The sequence below is a fragment of the Bacillus sp. FJAT-27986 genome (genome assembly GCF_001685035.1).
Lineage (GTDB): Bacteria > Bacillota > Bacilli > Bacillales > Pradoshiaceae > Pradoshia.
Genome location: NZ_MAYV01000012.1, coordinates 159,795 through 180,178, shown reverse-complemented (window position 1 = coordinate 180,178; position 20,384 = coordinate 159,795). Strand labels below are relative to the sequence as shown.

The window sequence follows — 20,384 nt, the reverse complement described above, 5'->3', positions numbered from 1 at the left end:
ATTTGCCACTATTCTAACATAAAACAAGTAAAAAATAGAAAATTAGGATTAGCGCGCTCATTCCCATGTAGCTATGTATGGTCAGTAATCAGTTTCTTTTCATAATGACCCAGTGCTAACAGAGGAAAAATATAATTATAGCTTTCATAAATGATATAAAAACCACCCCGTAAACCGAGACCTGTTGGATACCTGTTTGCATTAGGATGGTATAACTCTTCATTTATTAAAAAGTTAACCCCTTTCTGAATGGTTGGTGAAGTTGCCCGCTTAACTGCTAAGAGAGCATCCAATGCCCAGGCTGTCTGGGATGGAGTACTGTAGGACAATGGGATATAACGTTCTTTATCTGCACTCATACAGGATTCTCCCCATCCTCCATCTTTCAGCTGGATAGACTCCAGCCATCTGATTGCTTTTTGGATAGAAGGGTGCTCAGGCTTGATTCCGATTGCACATAGTCCAGTCACCGCTGCCCACGTTCCATAAATATAACAAACACCCCATTTTCCATACCAGCTACCATCTGATAATTGTTCTTTCAGAAGCCAGGCAGCTGCTCTTTTAATAAAGGAATGGTCATGTGTTAATCCAGCATAATTACCCATGAATTCTAAAACACGACCTGTCAGGTCTGCGGTAGAATCGTCAATGATGGCATCCTTTGCATTTTCGATTGGTAGATAAGCAAATAAAGAATTATAGGCATCTTTTTCAAAGGCTCCCCATCCTCCATCCTTATTTTGCATGCCCTTCAAATACGAGAAACCTTTTTTCCAAGCAAGATTTGCTTGTTGGTTCAATTTACTTTGCTTTGTTAATGCTCGTAAAACCGCACTTGTATCATCATTATCCGGTATATAATGATTGCTGTCAGAAAATCCCCATCCCCCAGGAATCACATCTGGAGCATGTACTGTCCAATCCCCTCTCGTGCTTTGTTGTTTTTTCAGCAAATACGCATTTGCTCGATCGATAACAGGATGGGTTGCCTTAACCCCCGCTTCTTGTAAGGAATAGCTTAATAAAGCTGTATCCCACACCAGGGAGGGTGAATTTTGCAAATGAAGGCCATAAGGTGTATCCGTTAAATAGCTCTTCATTCCTTCCACCGCCTTAAGAATAATCGCTGAGTTTCGTTTATACCCTAAGGCAAGTAAAGCATAAATCATATAACAGGTAGCCGAACTATAACTATACAGTGTCCCATTCTTCTCAATCCGGTCAATCATTAGCTTTTCTGCAGATTGATAGCCTGCTTTTTGCCAAGAGGATGGAGAAAAATTGAGGATCTTTAGTTGATTAATCAATTGTTCTGTCTGAAAAAAACGTTCCTCTCTAAACCATCCACCTTCTTGTCCATCAAGGAAACTCTTATCTATCCCCTTGTGTTCATACATAAATCGTTTATTAATGCAGATGGTCATAGGAGTTAAATGCACTCTAGCATAGTTACTGCATTGATACATGTTAAAAGGTACATGGGGCGGGAGCATAAAATAACTCATCGGAAATTTAAAAAAGCTTGGATAATTATACATTCCATTGACTGCGAGCATCATTTTAGTCATAAAGTGAGATTTTGATACTCCACCATGCTTAATTATAAATTGTTCAGCTCGCTTCATCTCCTCATCCATCCGAGTAAATTTGCCTGACACAAGCAGGGCTGTATAAGATTGAACGGTGGCAGATAAATTACCATCCTTCTCATCCGGATAGATACTCCAAGACCCATTATCATTTTGAGTGCGCAGCAGCCGTTTCACTAGTTGATGCATTAATTCTTCTTCATCTATTCCTAAGGTCCGTATAAGTAAGATCATAAAACAATCCGTTAATGAAGATCCTTCAAAGTTGAATGTCCATGAACCTGATTGATTTTGTGTTTTTTCCAGCCTTTCTAGCTTGGAGGCTATATACTTCTCAACGTTAGATTTTGTCATAACTATCTTATCACCCCAAAAAACTATTTGGATTTTCCTATCTCGCTAAAATTACTAAGGGGTATCACAATCGATTCATTTTTGATTGAAAAGTCTCGATAATATCTCATGCATCCTGCGTAGGCTGCTGCACTTTGTTCATCTATCTGATAACCTCTCATAAAAAGCGCTTTACTGGCTTGAATGATTTCAGTTTTCGTAATGGTCTGTAAGTGTCCATCTGTCTCTTTAATCATTTTTATCAATTCTTTATATAGGGGTTGAGGGATAGATACCGCTTTACTTTTTACAGGCAGAGAAGTTGATTGAATGTCGACAATGATAAATCTGGGGAGTTTTCCTATTAAATGATGTTCTAAAAGATCCTTAAATCCATAATAAGTACCTACTGCTAACATACTGGTTTCAACCGAGAACGTAACGATATCAGGATGACGGTGTCCCAACTGCTCCCATATCTCATATGCATATGTTTTTGCTCCCTCAATCATATAGGGGTGAAAGTCGGGTAAAATAAAATTATTTGCAGCAGATTCTTGATCAGAAACAAAATCGCTTACTCTGACTCCTTCATTTCTGTGTGCATCCACCAGCTGACAGGCTGTATTTTCAGGTAAAGCTAACTCACAGGCAATTTGAGCATGTTTTGCATATTTAGCAACAGAAAGACTCATACAAGTGGCTTCCGTTATAAGGATGTTTTGTATCTTTTTCTCTAGTAACTTAGTCACTAATAATGCTGAGCATCTATCTATATAAGATCGGCTTGGTAAAGTGTTTTCTAATTTTAAGTAGATGTGCTGATTGTCCGAGTCCAATTTATCGAGCACGGTATTCCCCTCACCTAGTGATACCTTCTCCCATGCACGTTTGTTTGCTTGTACTGATACTACTAGATAGTACTTCCACATCGTCTGGTTCTCACCAACAATCCAATTATCCTTAAAAATGCTTTTACTTGTTTTGATTATTAACAGACCGCCGCATGTACAACAATTTTTATCCGTTTCCTCCATGAATAGCTCCTGGCAATCTACACAAATAAATTGAATTTCACTCATTCCTGCTCCTCTCGTTAATCAGTTAATCAACATATTAAGATGGAAAAGTTTGCGTTTTTCATTTATGATGATGGTATTAATAAAAATATGGAGGCGATTAGATGATTGATGTATTTCATGGCACCTCTACTACCAATTATGAAAAAATTCTCGATAAAGGCCTTACACTACGGACCTCTTTCAGTCATGGAAAAAAGCATGGTGATGCTATTTATGCCACGACACGTAAACATTGGGCTAAAAAGTTTGGACCAAACATCATAGAGTTTCGCGTCAATACGGAACACTTCTTATTTATTGAAGATGAGGACTATGCTAAATTATATGATTCATTTACCAATGAATTCGTACAACCTTACGAAACGATAAGTGCATATATATACCATAAACAATTCGATAAAATTCGTAATTTATCTGGAGTTAATAACAGAACAAACATTAAATTATTTATTAGAGATACCGAATTTAAAATAGGCAGCTTGCTTCGCGAAATGCTCACCTCTAACGGCTACAAAGGTATTGTTATCTCATCAGAAGACAGTAAAGGTCCATTTTATGATCTGACAATTTATGACCTTAGCTGTATTAGCATGTAAACCACCTCCTTTTTACTTATTCGAGAAACCTCACCACTATCCTCATGGCGTTTTTTTAAAACTGTTTCCTGCTGAATAATAAGTTTATAGATACTAAATGGTTAAATAAGGTTAATTTCAAGAATATGTATATATTCTGCAAATTAAAGTTGTTATAATATTAACCAGAATACATAAACTTTCGAAAAAGATTGGAGGAGATTTGTTGGCTAAACAGCATTCACTAACTGAATACCTTATTCCAGGCAGTCTGTTAACTGGCCTTGGAATTGGACTATCCATTGGGTCTCCAGGTGTAGGGTGTCTTGTTGGTTTGGGCGGTGGCTTCCTATTAACGTCAATATGCAATATTTTTCTGGATGGACAATCCAAACTATTAGGGATAGAAGAACTCGAACAAAGAATCAGTAAACTTGAAGAGAACGCAAAAAAGAACGGATGAATGGTGAATAGTCGCACCATCTTCGTTCTTTTTTCTTTGTGATTATTTAAGTTTTAACCTTACTTGATTTAAATAATTTCCCCTTATATGATCATGTGATTCTTGTTCAAACAATTGATCATATACCTATTCGAAACTTTCCTTTTTCAACTCTCGGTTATACACTTCGAACAATTTTTCCACTGAAATACCATTGATTTTCATTCCTGTTATCTTACTTTCCGTGATTTCCAGATTACTTAGGTCACAATTCCTAATCTTTGATTCCTGGAGGTCACATCTTTCAAAGGATATCGGATTTTTGTCATCTCCAAGATTTGTGTCCATAAATTCGATTCCTGCAAGGGTAACTAATCTCATTTTAGAAAAGGATAGGTTTAAATCTGCAAAATAGGAGTGTTTTAAATTTATGTTTCGGAATTTTGACTGACTAAGATTACAGTTACTGAAATGAGTACTTCTCAAGTTACTATTACTAAAAGAACTCTCTTCTAAGCTAACTTGGTAACATTCTGTATTTGCCATATCGCAATTTTCATATTGCTTATTTGAAATATCATGATTTTCTACCAATTTTTCAGATTTTGTCGAACTCTCTTTCCTTTTTATGTAGCAATACTCATCTTCCGACTTAAAGATCCTTTTATTCAAATTTCTCGTAAAAATGGTGATTATTAAGCTGTCTGCTGGATGTCTCAAGGTCCCATTGTCTTACGCTTGGAAATTTCTCCTCTATTAATTCCATTACTCTGGAACCGATTTTGAGATTCTGAAAATCTGGATCAACGTATATACGATCTATTCTTCCATATGACTTACCGGTAATCGTAACGATTACTCCACCAACTATAGCCTCGTGAAAGATGATTTTGTAATAGGCTAATTCTTCGATCATATATTTTGTCATTTCAACTGAAGTATAGCCAGGGGGCTGGATATTGTAATCCACTATTTCTTGATCTATAAGCCATCTTTTTGCTTCTTCATCAAACGTTTTCTTCATTAGTTCTGTTAATTTTTCAGCGTCACATAAGATTGCTTTTTCAATTGTTATCAAGTTGTAATCTCCTTTTCCAAAATTCGTATGGATAAACTGATAAAAGTTCTCGAATTTTGTAAGCACCAAGGAGATTTTACCATGATTTACAAGTTGCGCGTCATTTATTTAGTTATTTATTTAAGAATTCAAATAATATAAACTGAAGTATTTATAGTCGGGTATAATCATTTCTATATTGCACAAAATGTAAAATAGAATATAAGAAGGAGTCTAATATATGCAAAAAAATTTGTATCGTATATTATGGGTATTAATTTTATTAGGCATAAATCTTTGTGCCCTTCCCATTTCGATTTATTCGATTTTCGCGTTTGAAAAAGGGTCAAACATTACCACAATGGATTATACGTTGGCAATTACCATTATGGTTGTGAGTAATTTCATTACACTCCAGCTCTTCATTGCCATAAAAAAGAATCAAAAACAGAACGCAATTTATGGAATAATCATTGCTGTCACTCAAATAGTTGCCTTCCTTTTATTCATGCATTTGTATGAGATTACCGGCATAATCATCTTTTCAATTTCAGTCATTGCATCTGTTACCTTGATCATAAAAACCTGGAAAAACAAAAACCCAGCCTTGATGTAAGGCTGGGTTAATTGTTTAAGCTTGCTGTAACACTTCTACAATTTCATTAATTTTTTTAGCTCCAAAGACTACTTGTTCATCATTAATAATCATGGCTGGAACACTCATTACTTTATATTTCTTTTTAATATCTTGGAAGTTGCTGATATCAATCATTTCTGCTTCGACATTTGGGTTTTCAATTGCAATTCTTTGAGCACCGACAACAACATCAGGGCAGTAGTGGCATGATAAAGATACCATAATCTTAATATTTGCTTTTTTATCGATTGCCTGAATAGACTGCTTGATTGAGGAATCTAACGCTTGTCCAGGACCTGCCAGGTTATAAATGGCCAAGATAAAGGAATTAAGCTCATGTCCTCCCGGTACACCATGGAACTTCACGCCACTGTAATTCCCTTTATGATCAAGCAACGAAACAACCGGGAATTTATCAGCATTGATTTTCGTTTCCATTTCAGTATTTTCGCCTTTTGGATAAACTTCCAGATGAAGTTTATCGCCAAGTTCAGCAACATCGATCAAGAAATCACGTAATTCTACAGATTTAGGCATACTTTCATCCACAATACTTACTAATGTTACATCATTCTCCATTTTGGCAAAAATACCTTTTAGTTGTCCTTTGATGGCATCGCTTAGTAAGCTGCTCTTACCACTTTTAGCTGTTTCTTTTGGTGCAGATTCTTTTTTCTCTGCCGGTTTTTCTTCTTTTGGCTCATCTACAATGCCAAGACGCTCTTTTTCTTCAGCAACATATTTCTGTACGTCTGTTCCGGCAATCGCCCCATCGGCAACAGCTGTAATAACTTGACGTAAAGATTTTGGACGAAGATCTCCAACAGCATATACACCTTTAATATTTGTTCTCATTTCTTCATCTGTAATAATGTAACCACGTTCATCCATTTCTACATGACCTTTAAAGATCTCTGTCTTAGGCTGATATCCCACGAAAACAAATACACCGAATGCGCCATCTTCTTCTTTCGCTGTGTATTCCCATTCTTCCTTCGTTACATTATTAATAAATCGGGCATGCTGAACCATCTCCACCCCTGAAACCTCAAGCAATTCCGTATTAAATTTAACTTCTATATGTTCGTTGGCAAAAACCTTATCTGCGATAGAAGGAGCACAAGTAAACTCAGGTTCACGAGCAATAATGGTAACCTTGCTGGCAAAACGGGTTAAATACATCGCTTCTTCAGCTGCGGCAAATCCTGCTCCAATGACAAACACTTCTAATCCTTCGAAGAATTCACCATCGCATGTTGAACAGTAGGCAACACCACGGCCCGTGAATTCTGCTTCTCCAGGGAATCCAAGTTTACGAGGACCTGCACCTGCTGCAATGATTACAGATCTTGCCTGATACTCGCCATTGATCGTTTTGATTATTTTAACTTCTCCGGATAGGTCAACATCCGTAACATCTGTTTTGGTAAATTTAACACCAAAATCTTCACATTGTTTTTTCATTTCTTCTATTAATAAAGGTCCAGTCGTCTTACGAACACCCGGATAGTTAACAATTTCATTTGTCGTTGCAGCTTGGCCACCCATATTTCCTTTTTCAATAATAAGAGTGTTTAATTTTCCACGTCCGGCATAAATACCCGCTGACAATCCAGCAGGACCTCCGCCAATGATAATTAAATCTAAAATTCCTTTTGTCAAAATACTCACCTAATTTAGTAAACTTTTTAATAAAAAAGGTACTTATCATTTTAAGTACCTCATTTGATCATCTGATAGAAAAAACATTCAAAAACTGGACAAGCAGCTGTCAGTCCTTAAGATAAAATTTGCACTCATCTTCCATTAAGAAAGATAAATGCAAATGATTAATAATTATATTTTACCTACTAGGTCCAGGCTTGGCTCAAGTGTTTCTTCACCAGGAGTCCATTTTGCTGGACATACTTTATCACCGTGTTCTGCAACAAACTGAGCAGCTTGTACTTTACGCACAACTTCTTCAGCATTACGGCCAATACCTAGGTCGTGAATTTCATATGCTTTAATTTCACCCTCAGGATTCACAATGAATGTTCCACGAAGCGCTTGACCAGCTTCTTCAATTAATACTTCAAATTGACGAGAAAGAACATGCGCCGGATCTGCAAGCATAGGATATTTAATTTTGCCGATTGTATCTGTAGCGTCTGCCCATGCTTTATGTACAAAATGAGAGTCCGTAGATACGGAGTACACTTCGCAGTTAATTTCTTTAAGGGCATCATAATTATCTTGCAGGTCAGCTAATTCAGTTGGGCACACAAAAGTGAAATCAGCTGGATAGAAGAAAAAGATTGACCATTTACCTTGAACATCTGAAAGACTTACTTCTTTAAACTCTCCATCATGGTAAGCCTGTACTGTAAAATCCTCTAATTTTTTATTAATAAGTGACATATCGTATATCCTCCTAAACAATATCATCATCTAAGTGATGTTTAATACTATATTATAATAATTATTAAAAAGAAATTTGTCAATTGCTTATTTATAATTATTATCATATTCCTTTAAAATTTTCCGCTCTTTCCATTAGGTAAACTCAATAAAAACTCTCTATATAAACGGTAATCAGGATCAAACATAATTACTGTCGATACAGTAAATTTATCAATTGAATTGTATTTTAATGATAAAACGTGAGGGAAATCACCGAGTTATATTATATAAATATAATTTATTTTGCTTTTTTCTTTCACTTGCTAGTATGCCCAAAAACGTTCATTTTTTTCATCTGTTTATGTTTCAATACAATCTATTTATCAAGGTACTTTTTATCTTCATTTGAAGGTTTTGTTTTATAAAAAGAAGAGCCACACTGGCTGTAATAGTCCCTTTGCAGCCAATAATCATCAACGAAAAAAACGTGTGATTAGTCACACGTCCTGTTGTTGATTATAAAATTTTCTCCATATACAACCGATCCTCACCGTCTCCGAATTCACCATACCTTAATTCATTTACAGTAAAACCGATGTTTTTATATAATTTAACAGCAGCCGTGTTTGCTTCGCTTACAGTTAAACTGACTTTATGAAAACCATCATCCCTCAGAATGCTCAGAACCTCATGTAAAAATTGTGTCCCCAATCCTTTCCCATGCTGATCTGACCGTACATAGTAGCCAAATATATAAGCTTTATCCGGCTGATTATAATCTCTCATACATTCACAAACCGCAACTGGTCGTTCATCCCCCTGTTGTCTATAAAGGATTAGTTTTCCGTATCTCGCCAAAGGAACCAGTGTTTGTTCATCTACCGCTCCCAACCCAGGAAATGCATCCTTTTCGAGCTCCATCATCATGTTCTGCTGTGCAGGCGTTAGGGATTCGGGTATTTCAATGTAATACATCGAATTCGTTTGTGTCATGATTTTTTCCTCTCTTCTACCTTTAGAAATTCTATATTTTTTAAGGGCCATGTTTGTTCCGGGATATTTTTATAGGGTAGCTGTGCGATGTTATTAGTGGCCGCGCCCGGTGCATCAACATAAATGACTTCACTTATCAACGGATCAAAAGCTGCCCTGAAATGATTTTTAGCTTTCAATATCAAATACCTGTACGCACTTGGTTCTATCCCAATATGACGAAAAAGTTCAGGATCATTAGCAGACATAGGTCTTCCAATTAGGAGAATATCTATATTTCCTACTCGAATCCAACAAGCACCCTTAACATCTACTTTCAAATCTTTATTAAATGGTCCACTATTATAAAATACACCATCAGTTAACCTGATAACAGTTGCTTGCACATCAACCGGTAATCCAAACTCAGGATAGATTTTCCCGCCAAGTGACAGTTGGACGGTTCCACCAACTCCCACACTCCTACATATATCAATTGCCTTAGAATCCGTTAATGCTCCAAAAAGCGTTTTCTCTCTATTGTATTCTATACATTCTCTCAAAAGCTTCGTTGTATCTCCACTGCCACCGCTCAACGGATTATCAGAAATATCAGCTAATGCGATTGGTTTATTTTTCTTCATTGCTAACGCAAGCTGAAATGCTTCTTTAACATCAGGCAATTTGACGATAAATTCTTCCCTTAGTTTCCAAAATATTTTGGCCAAGTCACTGGCAGTACGTTCGGCCAACAACTGATTTTTAGCAATTACTATCACACTTGCACCTGCGCTCGGTACATCTGAATATGGAAATCCACCAAATACGGAAATGTTTAAAATACCATCTTCCTCTTCATAACGGTGAGCAAGCTTCATCATTTTTGCCATTGGACCTTCCATTGTCTTCATATTGATTGAGGGAAGCAGCATGGGAATTTTAACACATCTCGCTACATAATCTACACCAAGCGAAAGATGATTCATTAATGCATTCGCGGCATTTACTCCTTGCTCATACATATCAATATGCGGATAGGTTTTAAATCCAAAATGATAGGGTGTAATTCCAACGATGGCCGGACTAATATTGGCATGTAGATCCAGGGTCGTTGCAATCGGGATATCTACCCCAAGTTTTGCTCTAATCTTTAAAAGTAAATATTCTTCTGCATCATTAATTCCCTCAATGACCATTGCTCCATGCAGGGCAATCAATAATCCATCAAGCTTTCCTGCCGCTTCCATTAAACCCATAAGCTCTGTTTCAATTTCTTCGTATGTTTCATAGGTTACCGGACCCGAAGGAACAGCTGCTGCACAAAGAAGGGGGACTATCTCTACCTCTTCAAGTTTCCTCAGAACATCAATAAACCCGCCAACCTCTGTCCTTGTATTTGTATAAACGTCAAAAATTTGGTTCCCTTTAAAATAACCCTCATTCTTAAAATCCTGAATAGTCGTCTTAGTTCTAGAGAAACTATGGGATTCATGATAAAAAAAAGCTATTCCAATCCTCATTTGTTTCACAAGGGAATCCCTCCTATAGATAAGTCATATACACTGATTTCCATTCCGTCATACTATCCAAAGCATGATGGGATACTTCACGATGGCCATTCCCTGAATACTTCATCCCGCCAAACGCAACACCAATTTCAGCATTAGCAGTTCCGTTATTCACATAAACCAATCCACTTTCAATTTCAGCAGCAGCTCGGTTAGCAATAGACAAACTGCTTGTGAAAATTGATGTCGACAGTCCATATTTCGTATCATTATTAACCTCAATCGCCTCTTCATAGCTGTCCACTTCAATAAAGGCAAGAACAGGTCCAAATATTTCTTCTTTAGCAATCGTATGTTCCTTTTTCACATCACTGAAAATAGTTGGTTCAAAAAAACACCCTTCTTCGTTCGCTAATTTCTTTCCTCCACACTCCAATAAGGCTCCTTCTTCTGTAGCTATCCTTACGTATTTCTCAACCACCTTCATTTGCTGCTCATTTACTAAAGGACCTATATCTATATTTTCATTAAGGCCATTACCTATTTTCAATTCCTTCGTTAACTTTACGACCCTTTTCAATAAATCCACTTTAATCGATTGTTCAACAATAACCCGGCTTGTCGCCGTACATTTTTGGCCAGTTGTTCCATATGCACCTTTAACAATACACTCTGCTGCATAATCTAAATTAGCGTCCTGTAGAACAATTGCTGCATTTTTCCCACCTAGCTCAAGGGAAACCCTTTTTAATTGTTTGGCACCTACCTGTGAAAGCAGCAAGCCTACTTCAGTAGAGCCTGTAAAAGAGATCACTTTGACATCTTCATGTTCAGCAAGCTGCATTCCCACCTGACTGCCGCTCCCTGTAATGAGATTTAAAACCCCATTTGGGAGACCAATTTCATGAAAGACTTGCATAAATATACCTGCTGAGAGTGCAACCTCAGAAGCTGGTTTCCACACAATCGTATTCCCACTGATTAAAGCAGCACAAATTTTATAAGCGGCAAGCGCTACCGGAAAATTCCATGGAGTGATACATGCAACTACACCAAGCGGCTCACGATTCATCGTAATCGTTCGATTGTTGTTGCCGGAAGCAATGGTTTCACCATACATTCTGCGACCTTCCCCAGCCATATAGCGGCATGTTTCTATGACGACATTCACTTCCCCGCGTGTTTCCGCCAGAACTTTCCCCATTTCTTTGGTCATAACTTCGGCTAATTGATCTCTTTTTCGTTCAAATAATTCTGCTGCCTTCCATAAAAATACAGCACGTTCCGGCGCGGGTGTTCGTCTCCAGCTTTTAAAGGCAAGGTGAGCATGCTGTACAGCCTGGTCTACCTGGCTTGAAGTTGCGATTGCATACATACCCACCGCTTCATTCGTTGCAGGATTCTTGCTTTCCCGATAATTCTGATTTAAATCGTGAGTCCAATGACCATTCATGTAAAGCAGCTGTTTTGTAAATTCTTTGGACATTTACTAAATACCCTCCTTTACCACGTCTCCAATAACGGTTTCGAGAATGGTTAACCCAGCATCCAATTCTTCTGTTGATATATTTAATGGCAGCATGAGCCTGATGGTTTGCCCGTTAACTCCGCAGTTCATGATTAGTAAATGCTTATCCAGGCATCGTGCTTTGATAAGCGGCACAATGGACTTTTTATAGGATTCATTGAATTCAATGCCAATCATCATACCGATTCCGCGGACTTCTTTTATTGGCTCGTATCCTAGCAAACTATTTTGCAGCCTATTAACAATTTGCTCACCGAGTTCTTTACTCCTCTTTACCAGATTCTCTTCTTCAATCACCTGTATACTTGCTAGGGCAGCTGCACATGAGATTGGGTTGCCTCCAAACGTGGAGCCATGCCCCCCTACAGGCCATTTATTATGTAAATCCCTATTTGCCACAATTGCACCAAGAGGCAGTCCGCCTGATAAAGCCTTTGCTAAAACGAGAATATCTGGAGTTACTCCTGAGTGTTCCGAAGCAAACATCCGCCCAGTTCTGCCAAATCCTGTTTGAACCTCATCAAATATTAATAAAATACCATGCTCATCAGCAATACTCCTTAATTCCTGTAAAAACAATGGAGGTGCGGGATAGTAACCGCCTTCCCCCAAAACCGGTTCAACAAGTATAGCAGCCACTCTCGATGGGTCAATATGTAAATCAAATAACGAACGTAATTGGTTAATACAATAATTTGTCAAATCAGCATTATCGATATTTTTTACTAAACCGGGATATGGATAAGGTGTATGGTAAACCTCTCCTACCAGCGGTTCGTAGTACTTTTTATATTTACTGCTTGATCCTGTTACAGTAGTAGCACCTAACGTACGTCCATGAAAGGACCCATTGAAAGCGATAATTCCCGGGCGGTCAGTAGCCGCACGTGCCAGCTTCAATGCTCCATCAATGGCTTCACCGCCTGAATTTGAGAAGAATACAGTATCTAAATTACCTGGCGTGATTTGTGCCAGCTTTTCAGCCAAGCCGATCACAGTCTCGTAATAGCCATAATTCAAACCAAAATGAACGAGTCGCTCCGCCTGTGTTTTTATAGCGTTAACGATTCTTTCATGAGAATGGCCGAGTGCATTAACTGCTACCCCTGAAACAAAATCAATATACTCTTCTCCATCCTTCGTCCAAAAACGTGCTCCCTTACCTCGATCTATAATTAATTCTGTCACTCTTGTGCTAACTGGAGATATATGTTTTCTCGCTTTCTCTGTTAATTCAGTAACTTTTTCAGAATGACTCATGATTTACTTCCCCCTCGAATACATAAATTGTTGCAGAGCAAGTTCTAATATATTTATGATTGCATCGATTTCTTCCCTGGAGACTGTTAAAGGCGGAGCAATTAACAAATGATCACCTTCATAGCCATTGATTGATCCACTTCCAGGATAAAAGACAGCTCCAATTTGCATGGCAATCCGATTAATCACTTCAGATGTTGAGCTAGAGGGAGGGAATGGGTCTCCTTTCGGACTGGAAGCAAATTCAATGCCTATCAAAAGGCCTTTACCCCTTATATCCCAAATGACAGGGTAACGGTCCTGAAGCAGTTTAAGTTGTTTAATTAAATATTCACCCTGCATAACTACGTTGGGAAGGATTTTATTGTGAGCTAATTTTTTCAGAACTGCCAATCCGGCAGCGACAGAGACCGGATGGCCACTGTATGTATATCCATGCGCAAATTTCCCCTTGCTGTTTTGAATAATCCCTTTAATTAATCGATCGTGAACAATCATACCGCCAAGAGGCGAATAGCCGGCTGATACTCCCTTGCCAAACGTAATAATATCCGGTATGAAATCAAAATGCTCTACAGCAAAATAGGTCCCTGTTCTCCCAAAACCCGTCATCACTTCATCTGCAATCAAAAGAATATTATAATCGTCACATAACTTTCTGACCTCTTTAAAATAAGAGTCTGGCGGACTTACACTTCCCAATTGGCTCCCGACGATTGGCTCAGCTATGAAGCAAGAAATTTGTTCCGGACCTATCTCAATAATCAACTTTTCTATATCCTTAATGCATGACCAATTGTGTTGTTGATTGCAATCATCGAGATTTCTTTGGTATGGGCATCGTTTACAATGAGGGGAATAAACATGTTTAAAATCAAGTAGATTTTGAGTGTATACCTGCCTTCTTTTAATATCGCCTCCAGCAGACAAGGATCCTAAAGTATTCCCATGATAAGATTGCCATCTGCCAATCACAATATGTTTTTCCGGATTTCCTGCACCTTTATGATATTGCTTTGCAAGTTTAATAGCACTTTCATTCGCCTCCGAGCCGCCACAGGTGAAATAAACCTTGTTTAATGGAACGGGAGCAATCTCCGCAATTCTCTCTGCCAGAAGATGCAATACCTCGGTTTCAAAACGCATCGAATGTACAAAGGCTGCTTTTTTTGCCTGTTCAGCCATCGCTTCAGCAATTTTCACATCCCCGTGACCTAAATTTGCGGCAACAGCACCGGAGCATGCATCAATATATTGCTTGCCATCCTGATCGTATAAATAAATCCCTTGCCCATGCGTTATGATTGGGTATTTATTCGTAAAATCACGATGAAATACATGGTCAGCCATTTGCGTCTCTCCATTTCATAGAGCTGTTCTATCATTTTTCTACATACAAGATATGCTTAAAAAGCAAGTTCAAGACTTTTTTATGCTACATATCAAAGCCAACAAATTCACTGTTTAATTGAATTCTGAAATCCGCTTCCGTTTTTTCTTTAACAGTTTCCACTGTTATTCCTGGACCAGTTTCCACTAAAATAAGCCCCCTATCATCGACTGCAAATACGGCCAATTCAGTTATAATGAAATCCACTCTGCGCTCAGATGTAAGCGGATAATTAAGATTCTTAACGAGCTTCGGCTTCCCCGCTTTTGTTGTATGTAAGGTTGTTACGATAATTCTTTTAGAGCCCTCTAATAGATCCATCGCTCCTCCTACACCCAAAACCGCTTTTCCTGGAACTGCCCAATTTGCTATCCTGCCCATTTCATCCATTTGCAGAACACCCAAAATCGAGACATCAATATGGCCCCCACGTATCATCGCAAAAGATGATGCACTATCAAAATAAGATGCACCAGTCATGACAGTTACAGGAAGCTTTCCTGCATTCACCAAATTGGGATCTGGTTCATTTAATGGGGTAGGTCCCACCCCAAGAATCCCATTCTCTGTATGTAGAAATACGGATAGATGAGGAGCGATAAAATCTGCCACCAATGTTGGAATCCCAATCCCCAAGTTGACAATATCACCATTTCCAAGGAATCGTGCAGCACGTTTGGCAATCGTCTCTTTTGCACTCACAACGACTCCTCCTTTAACACTAAGTAATCAACATACAAATGAGGTGTGATAATTTCCTCAGGATCGAGTTCTCCCGCTTCTACTATTTCATCAACTTCAGCAATCACGATATTCCCGGCCGTCGCCATAGCAGGATTAAAATTCCGGGCAGACTTTATATAAATTAAATTACCAAGTTTGTCTGCTTTATAGGCCTTAATCAGTGAAAAATCAGCCTTCAAAGAATGTTGCAATATATATTTATTATCATTGAATTTTTTTTCTTCTTTCCCATTTGATAAGTCAGTGCCTACTCCAACGGGTGTATAGAATGCTGGTATTCCAGCTCCACCCGCACGAATCGCTTCTGCCAGTGTGCCCTGCGGCAGAAGTTCAATCTCAAGCTCTCCCCCCAAATAAGCCTCCACTACATCCGGGTTGGATGTGAAATAAGAACCTATCCCCTTTCTTACCTTCTTTTTTTGAACAAGCACTCCAAGTCCCCTGCCTGGCTCACCGAGATTATTGCTGATAATTTCAAGATTATTTATCCCTTTTCGGTCAAGAGCGTGTACCAATGTTATTGGACATCCCACCAATCCAAAGCCCCCAACCATGATACGGGCTCCGCTCTTTAGCAAGGATGCTGCTGCATCAGGTAAAAGTACCGGTTTCAACCTATTCACCTCTGTCCATTTCATTTTAATAAAAACGCCAAAGAATATAGCTTTTCTTTGACGTTGAATAACTGAAATCGCTTACATATATTTTGTCTATTTGAAATAGTTTCGCTTTAATAACCTTGGTACTTTCATCAATTCTTCAAAATGTACAGTGCCTGTTAATTGTTTTGTATTAATGAGCAATAAATGGTCCTCAATCTCCTCAGTCTGTTCATCCGTTAAATATTCCATTTGGCAATTGCCACAATGGATGGCTGGTGTTTCCTTTATTTCTAGTGATTGCGTTCCATCTGGCAGCTCCCAAAATACAGTGGTATTGGTCTCAATTGCCCCATCTTGTTCACACCATTGGCATTTCATACTTTTGAATCCTCTTGATCAGTTTTAGTTGTTTTTGTTTGTTGGGCCTTGAATTTCTTTTCTTTTAGAACGTCCCGTTTATCTCGTTGATCTTTTAGTGACGAATGCTCCGGATTTTGTTGATAGGCGTTTCGCTTGTTGTATCTTTCTAATCCATCCGGAGTAATATTAAACTTTTCATCATCCATAATGGACAAGATACCTGTACTGTTGTAATCTTCATATACATTTGGGTATGTTTGTTTGAAATATTCATCTGCACGACCGGACACATAGTTCTCCGGTTCTGGATATGATGTAATCACACCTTCAAAATTACGTAAGATCACTTTATTTGAACTTTGTGAAATGATGTAGTTCGGCTGAAGCGGTATTTTTCCACCCCCGCCTGGTGCATCAACCACAAAAGTCGGCACAGCATATCCGCTTGTATGACCGCGCAGCCCCTCCATAATTTCTAAGCCTTTACTAATAGGAGCTCTGAAATGTCCAATTCCTTCTGATAAATCACATTGGTAAATATAATAAGGACGAACTCTTATTTTGACTAAATCATGCATTAATTTTCTCATGATTGGGACACTGTCATTAATCCCAGCCAAAATAACCGCCTGATTGCCCACAGGTACTCCCGAATCAATAAGCAGCTCGCAGGCACGCTTTGATTCTTCTGTAATTTCGATCGATGTATTAAAATGTGTATTCAGCCAAACGGGATGGTACTTTTTAAGAATGGTACATAAATCTTTAGTGATTCTTTGCGGAAACACGACCGGGGCTCTAGTTCCAATACGAATAATTTCTACATGAGGAATGGCGCGTAAGTTTTTTAATATATATTCCAGTATACTGTCATTAATGAGAAGGCCATCACCACCAGAGATTAAAACATCCCGGACTGCCGGTGTTTGGCTGATGTAATTGATTGCTTTATCCAACTGCTTCTTCGGAACTCCCATACCAATCTGACCAGAAAACCTTCTTCTTGTGCAATAACGGCAGTACATGGAGCATTGATTTGTTACTAAAAATAAGACACGGTCCGGATAACGGTGAGTTAACCCTGGAACTGGGGAATCTTCATCTTCATGTAAGGGATCCTCTAAATCATACACCGTTTTGTGGAGCTCTTTTCCTATGGGAACGGATTGCATACGGATTGGACAGCGCTCATCATCAGGATCCATTAAAGATGCGTAATAGGGCGTTATATTCAAGGGAATCGTTTTAGTTGAGATCCGTACACCTTCTTCCTCTTCTGGTGTAAGATTAATCACCTTTTTTAAATCATCAAGTGTTTTGATGGTGTGGGTTAACTGCCAAATCCAGTCATTCCACTGATCATCCGCTACATCCTTCCATAACTCGATTTCACTCCAATGGCGTTTAGGTTTGTATAAATTATAGTCCACTATTCTCCCTCCCATGGTACGTATTCCATAACATCTCGGCTATGTGAATGGATAATTATTCGAGCTTTGCTCAGAAAAACCATATCGGTGGCTTTATTGTCATTCGATTGGTAAATTGTACTCCATCTGAATGGTAAGCTCATTCTAAATCATTCAGCTCCTGAGCTGAGCGCTGAAAAGAAGTCTCCTACGGAATGAAGATTAACATTTAATTTTGATTTACAGATACAAAATCTAATATATGAGTGAATGAAAATATGGTGTATTTAACCCAATCTCAACCTATCACCTCTAACCTTACACTGTCAATGACAAAAAATTTTGACAATTTAAGTCGAAAGATTTTCATATTTTTTATGACAAACAAATAAAGCAGTTCAGCTAAAAACTGAACTGCTTCGACAAATTTTATAGTTGGTTAAGAGCTTCCTCAATCGGGGTATCACCTGATATTAGATCAAAAGAACGATTATAGTTTGCCTCATTCGTGAGGCAAGCCAAAATAGTTCGTGCCACATCCTCACGCGGTATCGTTCCAGCCTTTATTGTATCCCCAGTACGGATTTTCCCGTTTCCAGGTTCATTCAGCAATCCACCCGGCCTTATAATCGTATATGTTAATGGGCTGTTTTCCAGAATTCGATCTGCATAATGCTTGGCAACATAATAAGGTTTAATTTCATCGCTCCAGTTTTCGCGGTTGTTAGCCTGAAGGGCACTGACCAAAATAAATCGTTTGATTCCAGCCTTTTCAGCTGATTCCATCATTTTCACTGCACCATCAAGATCAATTAAAAGCGTTTTGTCATGACCTGTGCTTCCTCCTGACCCAGCTGTGAAGCATATCGCATCTGATCCTTCAATTTCCTTCGCCAGATTTTCTACGCTATCTTCTAAATTAGCAAGAACAGTCTGTATACCACTATTTTCAAATGATTTTACCTGCTCTTCTTTTCTGATCATCGCTTTTACATTGTGTTGTCCATCTTCCTTAATGAGGTGAACCAATTGATTGCCAATTTGTCCATTTGCACCAACTACTACTATATTCATAGAAACAATCACCGTCCTATCCATACATTCAGCCTTCATTTACTGCAAAATCATGATTTTGATCCAGACAATAATCAAGAATCCACTGCCATTTTCCAAAACCGGAGTCGATATTGATATGACCTTTATTCACAACCAAAAGTTGTATAATACCCAAGTCTTTATAAAATTGACTGTCTTCAACAGAGCAATAAGAATCGTTTGTGGATTGAATTTGCAGTGTATGATCAATAGACTGTATTAATTCTTTACCCTTAACTGGAAGGGGAAAAAACCTTTGGATGATTTCATGCTTTAAATAGGGAGAGGGCGGTGCCACTAAAATAACACGGTTAACCGATTTTTTTATCTTATGAGCATTTTTGAGAGCAAAATGAAGCCATAGGACACATCCTAAACTGTGAGCAACAACGGTTATATGGTCTGAGGTAATAGTTTGAAAGGTATCTTCCAATTTTTTTATCCACTTATCTTTATAAGGATCATCATATTCAGGAAGGGTCGGATAATAAACTGTTTCACCTGCATCCACCAGCTCATTATACAGCCAGGATTGCCAATGTTCAGGTCCGCTTCCGCCAAGTCCATGTATTATGAGAAAACTTCGGTCCATATTAACCCCTCCTTTTACCGATTTTATTCCATACTAAGTTTATCAGATTAATATATTTTATGTCTACTTTTATAGTAATCAAACTTTTTCCAAAAAATAAACCGGTACAGAGTGAATATCCTCTTTGTACCGGCTTTCGTTAATTTAATTGGTTATCCATGTGGTCACTTCATCAATAGATTTTCTTGAACCTTCTTTAGGATTCATATCTGGATATCCTAAATAGATAAACCCAGTTACAGCACCATCCTCAGAGAGATTAAAAGCCTTACTCATCCGTTTATCATGGCATTGTTTCCCGGTTCTCCATACGGCACCCAGTCCAAGAGCGTGAGCTGCCAGCAGGATATTTTGTGTAGCTGCATGGACAGCAGCGTATTCTTCTTCAATCAGAACCTTTTCATTCTTCACTGGTTCAACGGCAGTCACTATGATAACAGGAGCACGATAGGGATTCTTGCTTACTTTTTCTAATCTTTTTTTACTTTCTTCTGACTCAAGATCATCTAATTCAGATTTCAGGATATCCACTAACACATCACTGAGGATTTTTCTGCCATCCTCTTTCAAAACAAAAAACTTCCATGGTTCTGTACGATGATGACATGGTGCCCATGTTCCCGCTTCAATAATTTTATGTATGAGCTCATCAGGTATCGGCTCATTTTTAACCTTGCCAATACTTCTTCTTCCTTTAATGGCTTCAAATAGTTCCATAAACATTACCTCCCTATCTATTTCTCTCTATATTTTGTAAAATTTAGTTACTACTATACTATATATCCCTATGTTAGAAAGTACAAAAATTTCTTCTTCTCAAACAA

The 20,384-nt window shown here is 38.2% G+C and carries 19 protein-coding genes and 1 pseudogene; 3 read left to right on the top strand and 17 right to left on the bottom strand.

The window, feature by feature from the left end:
* Positions 1 to 71 precede the first annotated feature (71 nt).
* Positions 72 to 1,946, bottom strand: a complete 1,875-nt coding sequence (gene shc / locus A8L44_RS07205; RefSeq protein WP_066103651.1) for a squalene--hopene cyclase — start codon at positions 1,944 to 1,946, stop codon at positions 72 to 74.
* Between the two features lie 23 nt (positions 1,947 to 1,969).
* Positions 1,970 to 3,007, bottom strand: a complete 1,038-nt coding sequence (locus tag A8L44_RS07200) for a threonine synthase (protein ID WP_066103649.1) — start codon at positions 3,005 to 3,007, stop codon at positions 1,970 to 1,972.
* A gap of 101 nt (positions 3,008 to 3,108) precedes the next feature.
* Here A8L44_RS07200 and A8L44_RS07195 point away from each other — a divergent pair, with 101 nt between their 5' ends.
* Together A8L44_RS07195 and A8L44_RS07190 are read left to right on the top strand one after the other, a co-directional pair.
* On the top strand, positions 3,109 to 3,603 hold the full coding sequence (locus A8L44_RS07195; RefSeq protein WP_066103647.1) for a hypothetical protein: 495 nt from the start codon (positions 3,109 to 3,111) through the stop codon (positions 3,601 to 3,603).
* A gap of 205 nt (positions 3,604 to 3,808) precedes the next feature.
* Positions 3,809 to 4,045 (top strand): hypothetical protein, encoded by a 237-nt coding sequence (locus tag A8L44_RS07190; RefSeq protein WP_066103644.1) that lies wholly within the window; start codon positions 3,809 to 3,811, stop codon positions 4,043 to 4,045.
* 126 nt (positions 4,046 to 4,171) lie between these two features.
* Here A8L44_RS07190 and A8L44_RS07185 read toward each other — a convergent pair.
* Positions 4,172 to 5,048 (bottom strand): annotated as a pseudogene (locus tag A8L44_RS07185) (GNAT family N-acetyltransferase).
* 274 nt (positions 5,049 to 5,322) lie between these two features.
* On the opposite strand from A8L44_RS07185, the gene A8L44_RS07180 reads away from it, so the two are divergent.
* Positions 5,323 to 5,697 carry a hypothetical protein gene (locus A8L44_RS07180; protein ID WP_066103642.1) on the top strand — a complete coding sequence of 125 codons (375 nt, stop codon included), beginning with the start codon at positions 5,323 to 5,325 and terminating at the stop codon, positions 5,695 to 5,697.
* 15 nt (positions 5,698 to 5,712) lie between these two features.
* Here A8L44_RS07180 and A8L44_RS07175 read toward each other — a convergent pair whose 3' ends face one another.
* From A8L44_RS07175 to A8L44_RS07110, 14 genes are all read right to left on the bottom strand, one after another.
* Positions 5,713 to 7,380, bottom strand: coding sequence for an FAD-dependent oxidoreductase (locus A8L44_RS07175; protein WP_066103639.1), 1,668 nt, complete (start codon positions 7,378 to 7,380; stop codon positions 5,713 to 5,715).
* A 174-nt stretch (positions 7,381 to 7,554) separates the two neighbouring features.
* A complete protein-coding gene (gene ahpC / locus A8L44_RS07170) occupies positions 7,555 to 8,118 on the bottom strand; it encodes an alkyl hydroperoxide reductase subunit C (protein WP_066103636.1) in 564 nt (187 codons plus the stop codon).
* Positions 8,119 to 8,616: 498 nt separating this feature from the next.
* On the bottom strand, positions 8,617 to 9,093 hold the full coding sequence (locus A8L44_RS07165) for a GNAT family N-acetyltransferase (RefSeq protein ID WP_066103634.1): 477 nt from the start codon (positions 9,091 to 9,093) through the stop codon (positions 8,617 to 8,619).
* Positions 9,090 to 10,592 carry a M81 family metallopeptidase gene (locus tag A8L44_RS07160; protein ID WP_066104305.1) on the bottom strand — a complete coding sequence of 501 codons (1,503 nt, stop codon included), beginning with the start codon at positions 10,590 to 10,592 and terminating at the stop codon, positions 9,090 to 9,092. The genes A8L44_RS07165 and A8L44_RS07160 overlap by 4 nt, the downstream gene beginning before the upstream one ends.
* A gap of 22 nt (positions 10,593 to 10,614) precedes the next feature.
* Complete coding sequence (locus A8L44_RS07155) at positions 10,615 to 12,066, bottom strand: aldehyde dehydrogenase family protein (RefSeq protein ID WP_066103631.1); 1,452 nt, start codon at positions 12,064 to 12,066, stop codon at positions 10,615 to 10,617.
* 3 nt (positions 12,067 to 12,069) lie between these two features.
* Positions 12,070 to 13,368, bottom strand: coding sequence for an aminotransferase class III-fold pyridoxal phosphate-dependent enzyme (locus A8L44_RS07150; RefSeq protein ID WP_066103629.1), 1,299 nt, complete (start codon positions 13,366 to 13,368; stop codon positions 12,070 to 12,072).
* Between the two features lie 3 nt (positions 13,369 to 13,371).
* Positions 13,372 to 14,718: an aminotransferase family protein gene (locus A8L44_RS07145; protein WP_066103627.1), complete on the bottom strand. Its 1,347-nt coding sequence runs from the start codon at positions 14,716 to 14,718 to the stop codon at positions 13,372 to 13,374.
* Between the two features lie 85 nt (positions 14,719 to 14,803).
* Positions 14,804 to 15,460, bottom strand: coding sequence for a 3-oxoacid CoA-transferase subunit B (locus tag A8L44_RS07140; protein WP_066103624.1), 657 nt, complete (start codon positions 15,458 to 15,460; stop codon positions 14,804 to 14,806).
* Positions 15,457 to 16,140, bottom strand: coding sequence for a CoA transferase subunit A (locus A8L44_RS07135; protein WP_077248016.1), 684 nt, complete (start codon positions 16,138 to 16,140; stop codon positions 15,457 to 15,459). The genes A8L44_RS07140 and A8L44_RS07135 overlap by 4 nt, the downstream gene beginning before the upstream one ends.
* A gap of 72 nt (positions 16,141 to 16,212) precedes the next feature.
* Positions 16,213 to 16,482: a YokU family protein gene (locus tag A8L44_RS07130; protein ID WP_066103622.1), complete on the bottom strand. Its 270-nt coding sequence runs from the start codon at positions 16,480 to 16,482 to the stop codon at positions 16,213 to 16,215.
* Entirely contained in the window at positions 16,479 to 17,894 is a 1,416-nt protein-coding gene (gene ablA, locus A8L44_RS07125; RefSeq protein WP_066103620.1) for a lysine 2,3-aminomutase, read from the bottom strand. Before ablA ends, A8L44_RS07130 begins: the two co-directional genes overlap by 4 nt.
* Before the next feature lie 408 nt (positions 17,895 to 18,302).
* On the bottom strand, positions 18,303 to 18,947 hold the full coding sequence (locus A8L44_RS07120; protein WP_066104299.1) for an SDR family oxidoreductase: 645 nt from the start codon (positions 18,945 to 18,947) through the stop codon (positions 18,303 to 18,305).
* Between the two features lie 28 nt (positions 18,948 to 18,975).
* Positions 18,976 to 19,560 (bottom strand): RBBP9/YdeN family alpha/beta hydrolase, encoded by a 585-nt coding sequence (locus A8L44_RS07115; protein ID WP_066103618.1) that lies wholly within the window; start codon positions 19,558 to 19,560, stop codon positions 18,976 to 18,978.
* 144 nt (positions 19,561 to 19,704) lie between these two features.
* Complete coding sequence (locus tag A8L44_RS07110) at positions 19,705 to 20,277, bottom strand: nitroreductase family protein (protein WP_066103616.1); 573 nt, start codon at positions 20,275 to 20,277, stop codon at positions 19,705 to 19,707.
* Positions 20,278 to 20,384: the final 107 nt, after the last annotated feature.

Coding starts and splice junctions, on each gene's coding strand:
- A8L44_RS07165 (WP_066103634.1), bottom strand. CDS start 9,093: ATGACACAAACGAATTCGATGTATTACATTGAAATACCCGAATCCCTA.
- ahpC (WP_066103636.1), bottom strand. CDS start 8,118: ATGTCACTTATTAATAAAAAATTAGAGGATTTTACAGTACAGGCTTAC.
- A8L44_RS07120 (WP_066104299.1), bottom strand. CDS start 18,947: ATGAATATAGTAGTAGTTGGTGCAAATGGACAAATTGGCAATCAATTG.
- A8L44_RS07115 (WP_066103618.1), bottom strand. CDS start 19,560: ATGGACCGAAGTTTTCTCATAATACATGGACTTGGCGGAAGCGGACCT.
- A8L44_RS07135 (WP_077248016.1), bottom strand. CDS start 16,140: ATGAAATGGACAGAGGTGAATAGGTTGAAACCGGTACTTTTACCTGAT.
- A8L44_RS07150 (WP_066103629.1), bottom strand. CDS start 13,368: ATGAGTCATTCTGAAAAAGTTACTGAATTAACAGAGAAAGCGAGAAAA.
- A8L44_RS07155 (WP_066103631.1), bottom strand. CDS start 12,066: ATGTCCAAAGAATTTACAAAACAGCTGCTTTACATGAATGGTCATTGG.
- A8L44_RS07160 (WP_066104305.1), bottom strand. CDS start 10,592: ATGAGGATTGGAATAGCTTTTTTTTATCATGAATCCCATAGTTTCTCT.
- A8L44_RS07110 (WP_066103616.1), bottom strand. CDS start 20,277: ATGGAACTATTTGAAGCCATTAAAGGAAGAAGAAGTATTGGCAAGGTT.
- A8L44_RS07200 (WP_066103649.1), bottom strand. CDS start 3,007: ATGAGTGAAATTCAATTTATTTGTGTAGATTGCCAGGAGCTATTCATG.
- A8L44_RS07180 (WP_066103642.1), top strand. CDS start 5,323: ATGCAAAAAAATTTGTATCGTATATTATGGGTATTAATTTTATTAGGC.
- A8L44_RS07195 (WP_066103647.1), top strand. CDS start 3,109: ATGATTGATGTATTTCATGGCACCTCTACTACCAATTATGAAAAAATT.
- A8L44_RS07145 (WP_066103627.1), bottom strand. CDS start 14,718: ATGGCTGACCATGTATTTCATCGTGATTTTACGAATAAATACCCAATC.
- A8L44_RS07130 (WP_066103622.1), bottom strand. CDS start 16,482: ATGAAATGCCAATGGTGTGAACAAGATGGGGCAATTGAGACCAATACC.
- shc (WP_066103651.1), bottom strand. CDS start 1,946: ATGACAAAATCTAACGTTGAGAAGTATATAGCCTCCAAGCTAGAAAGG.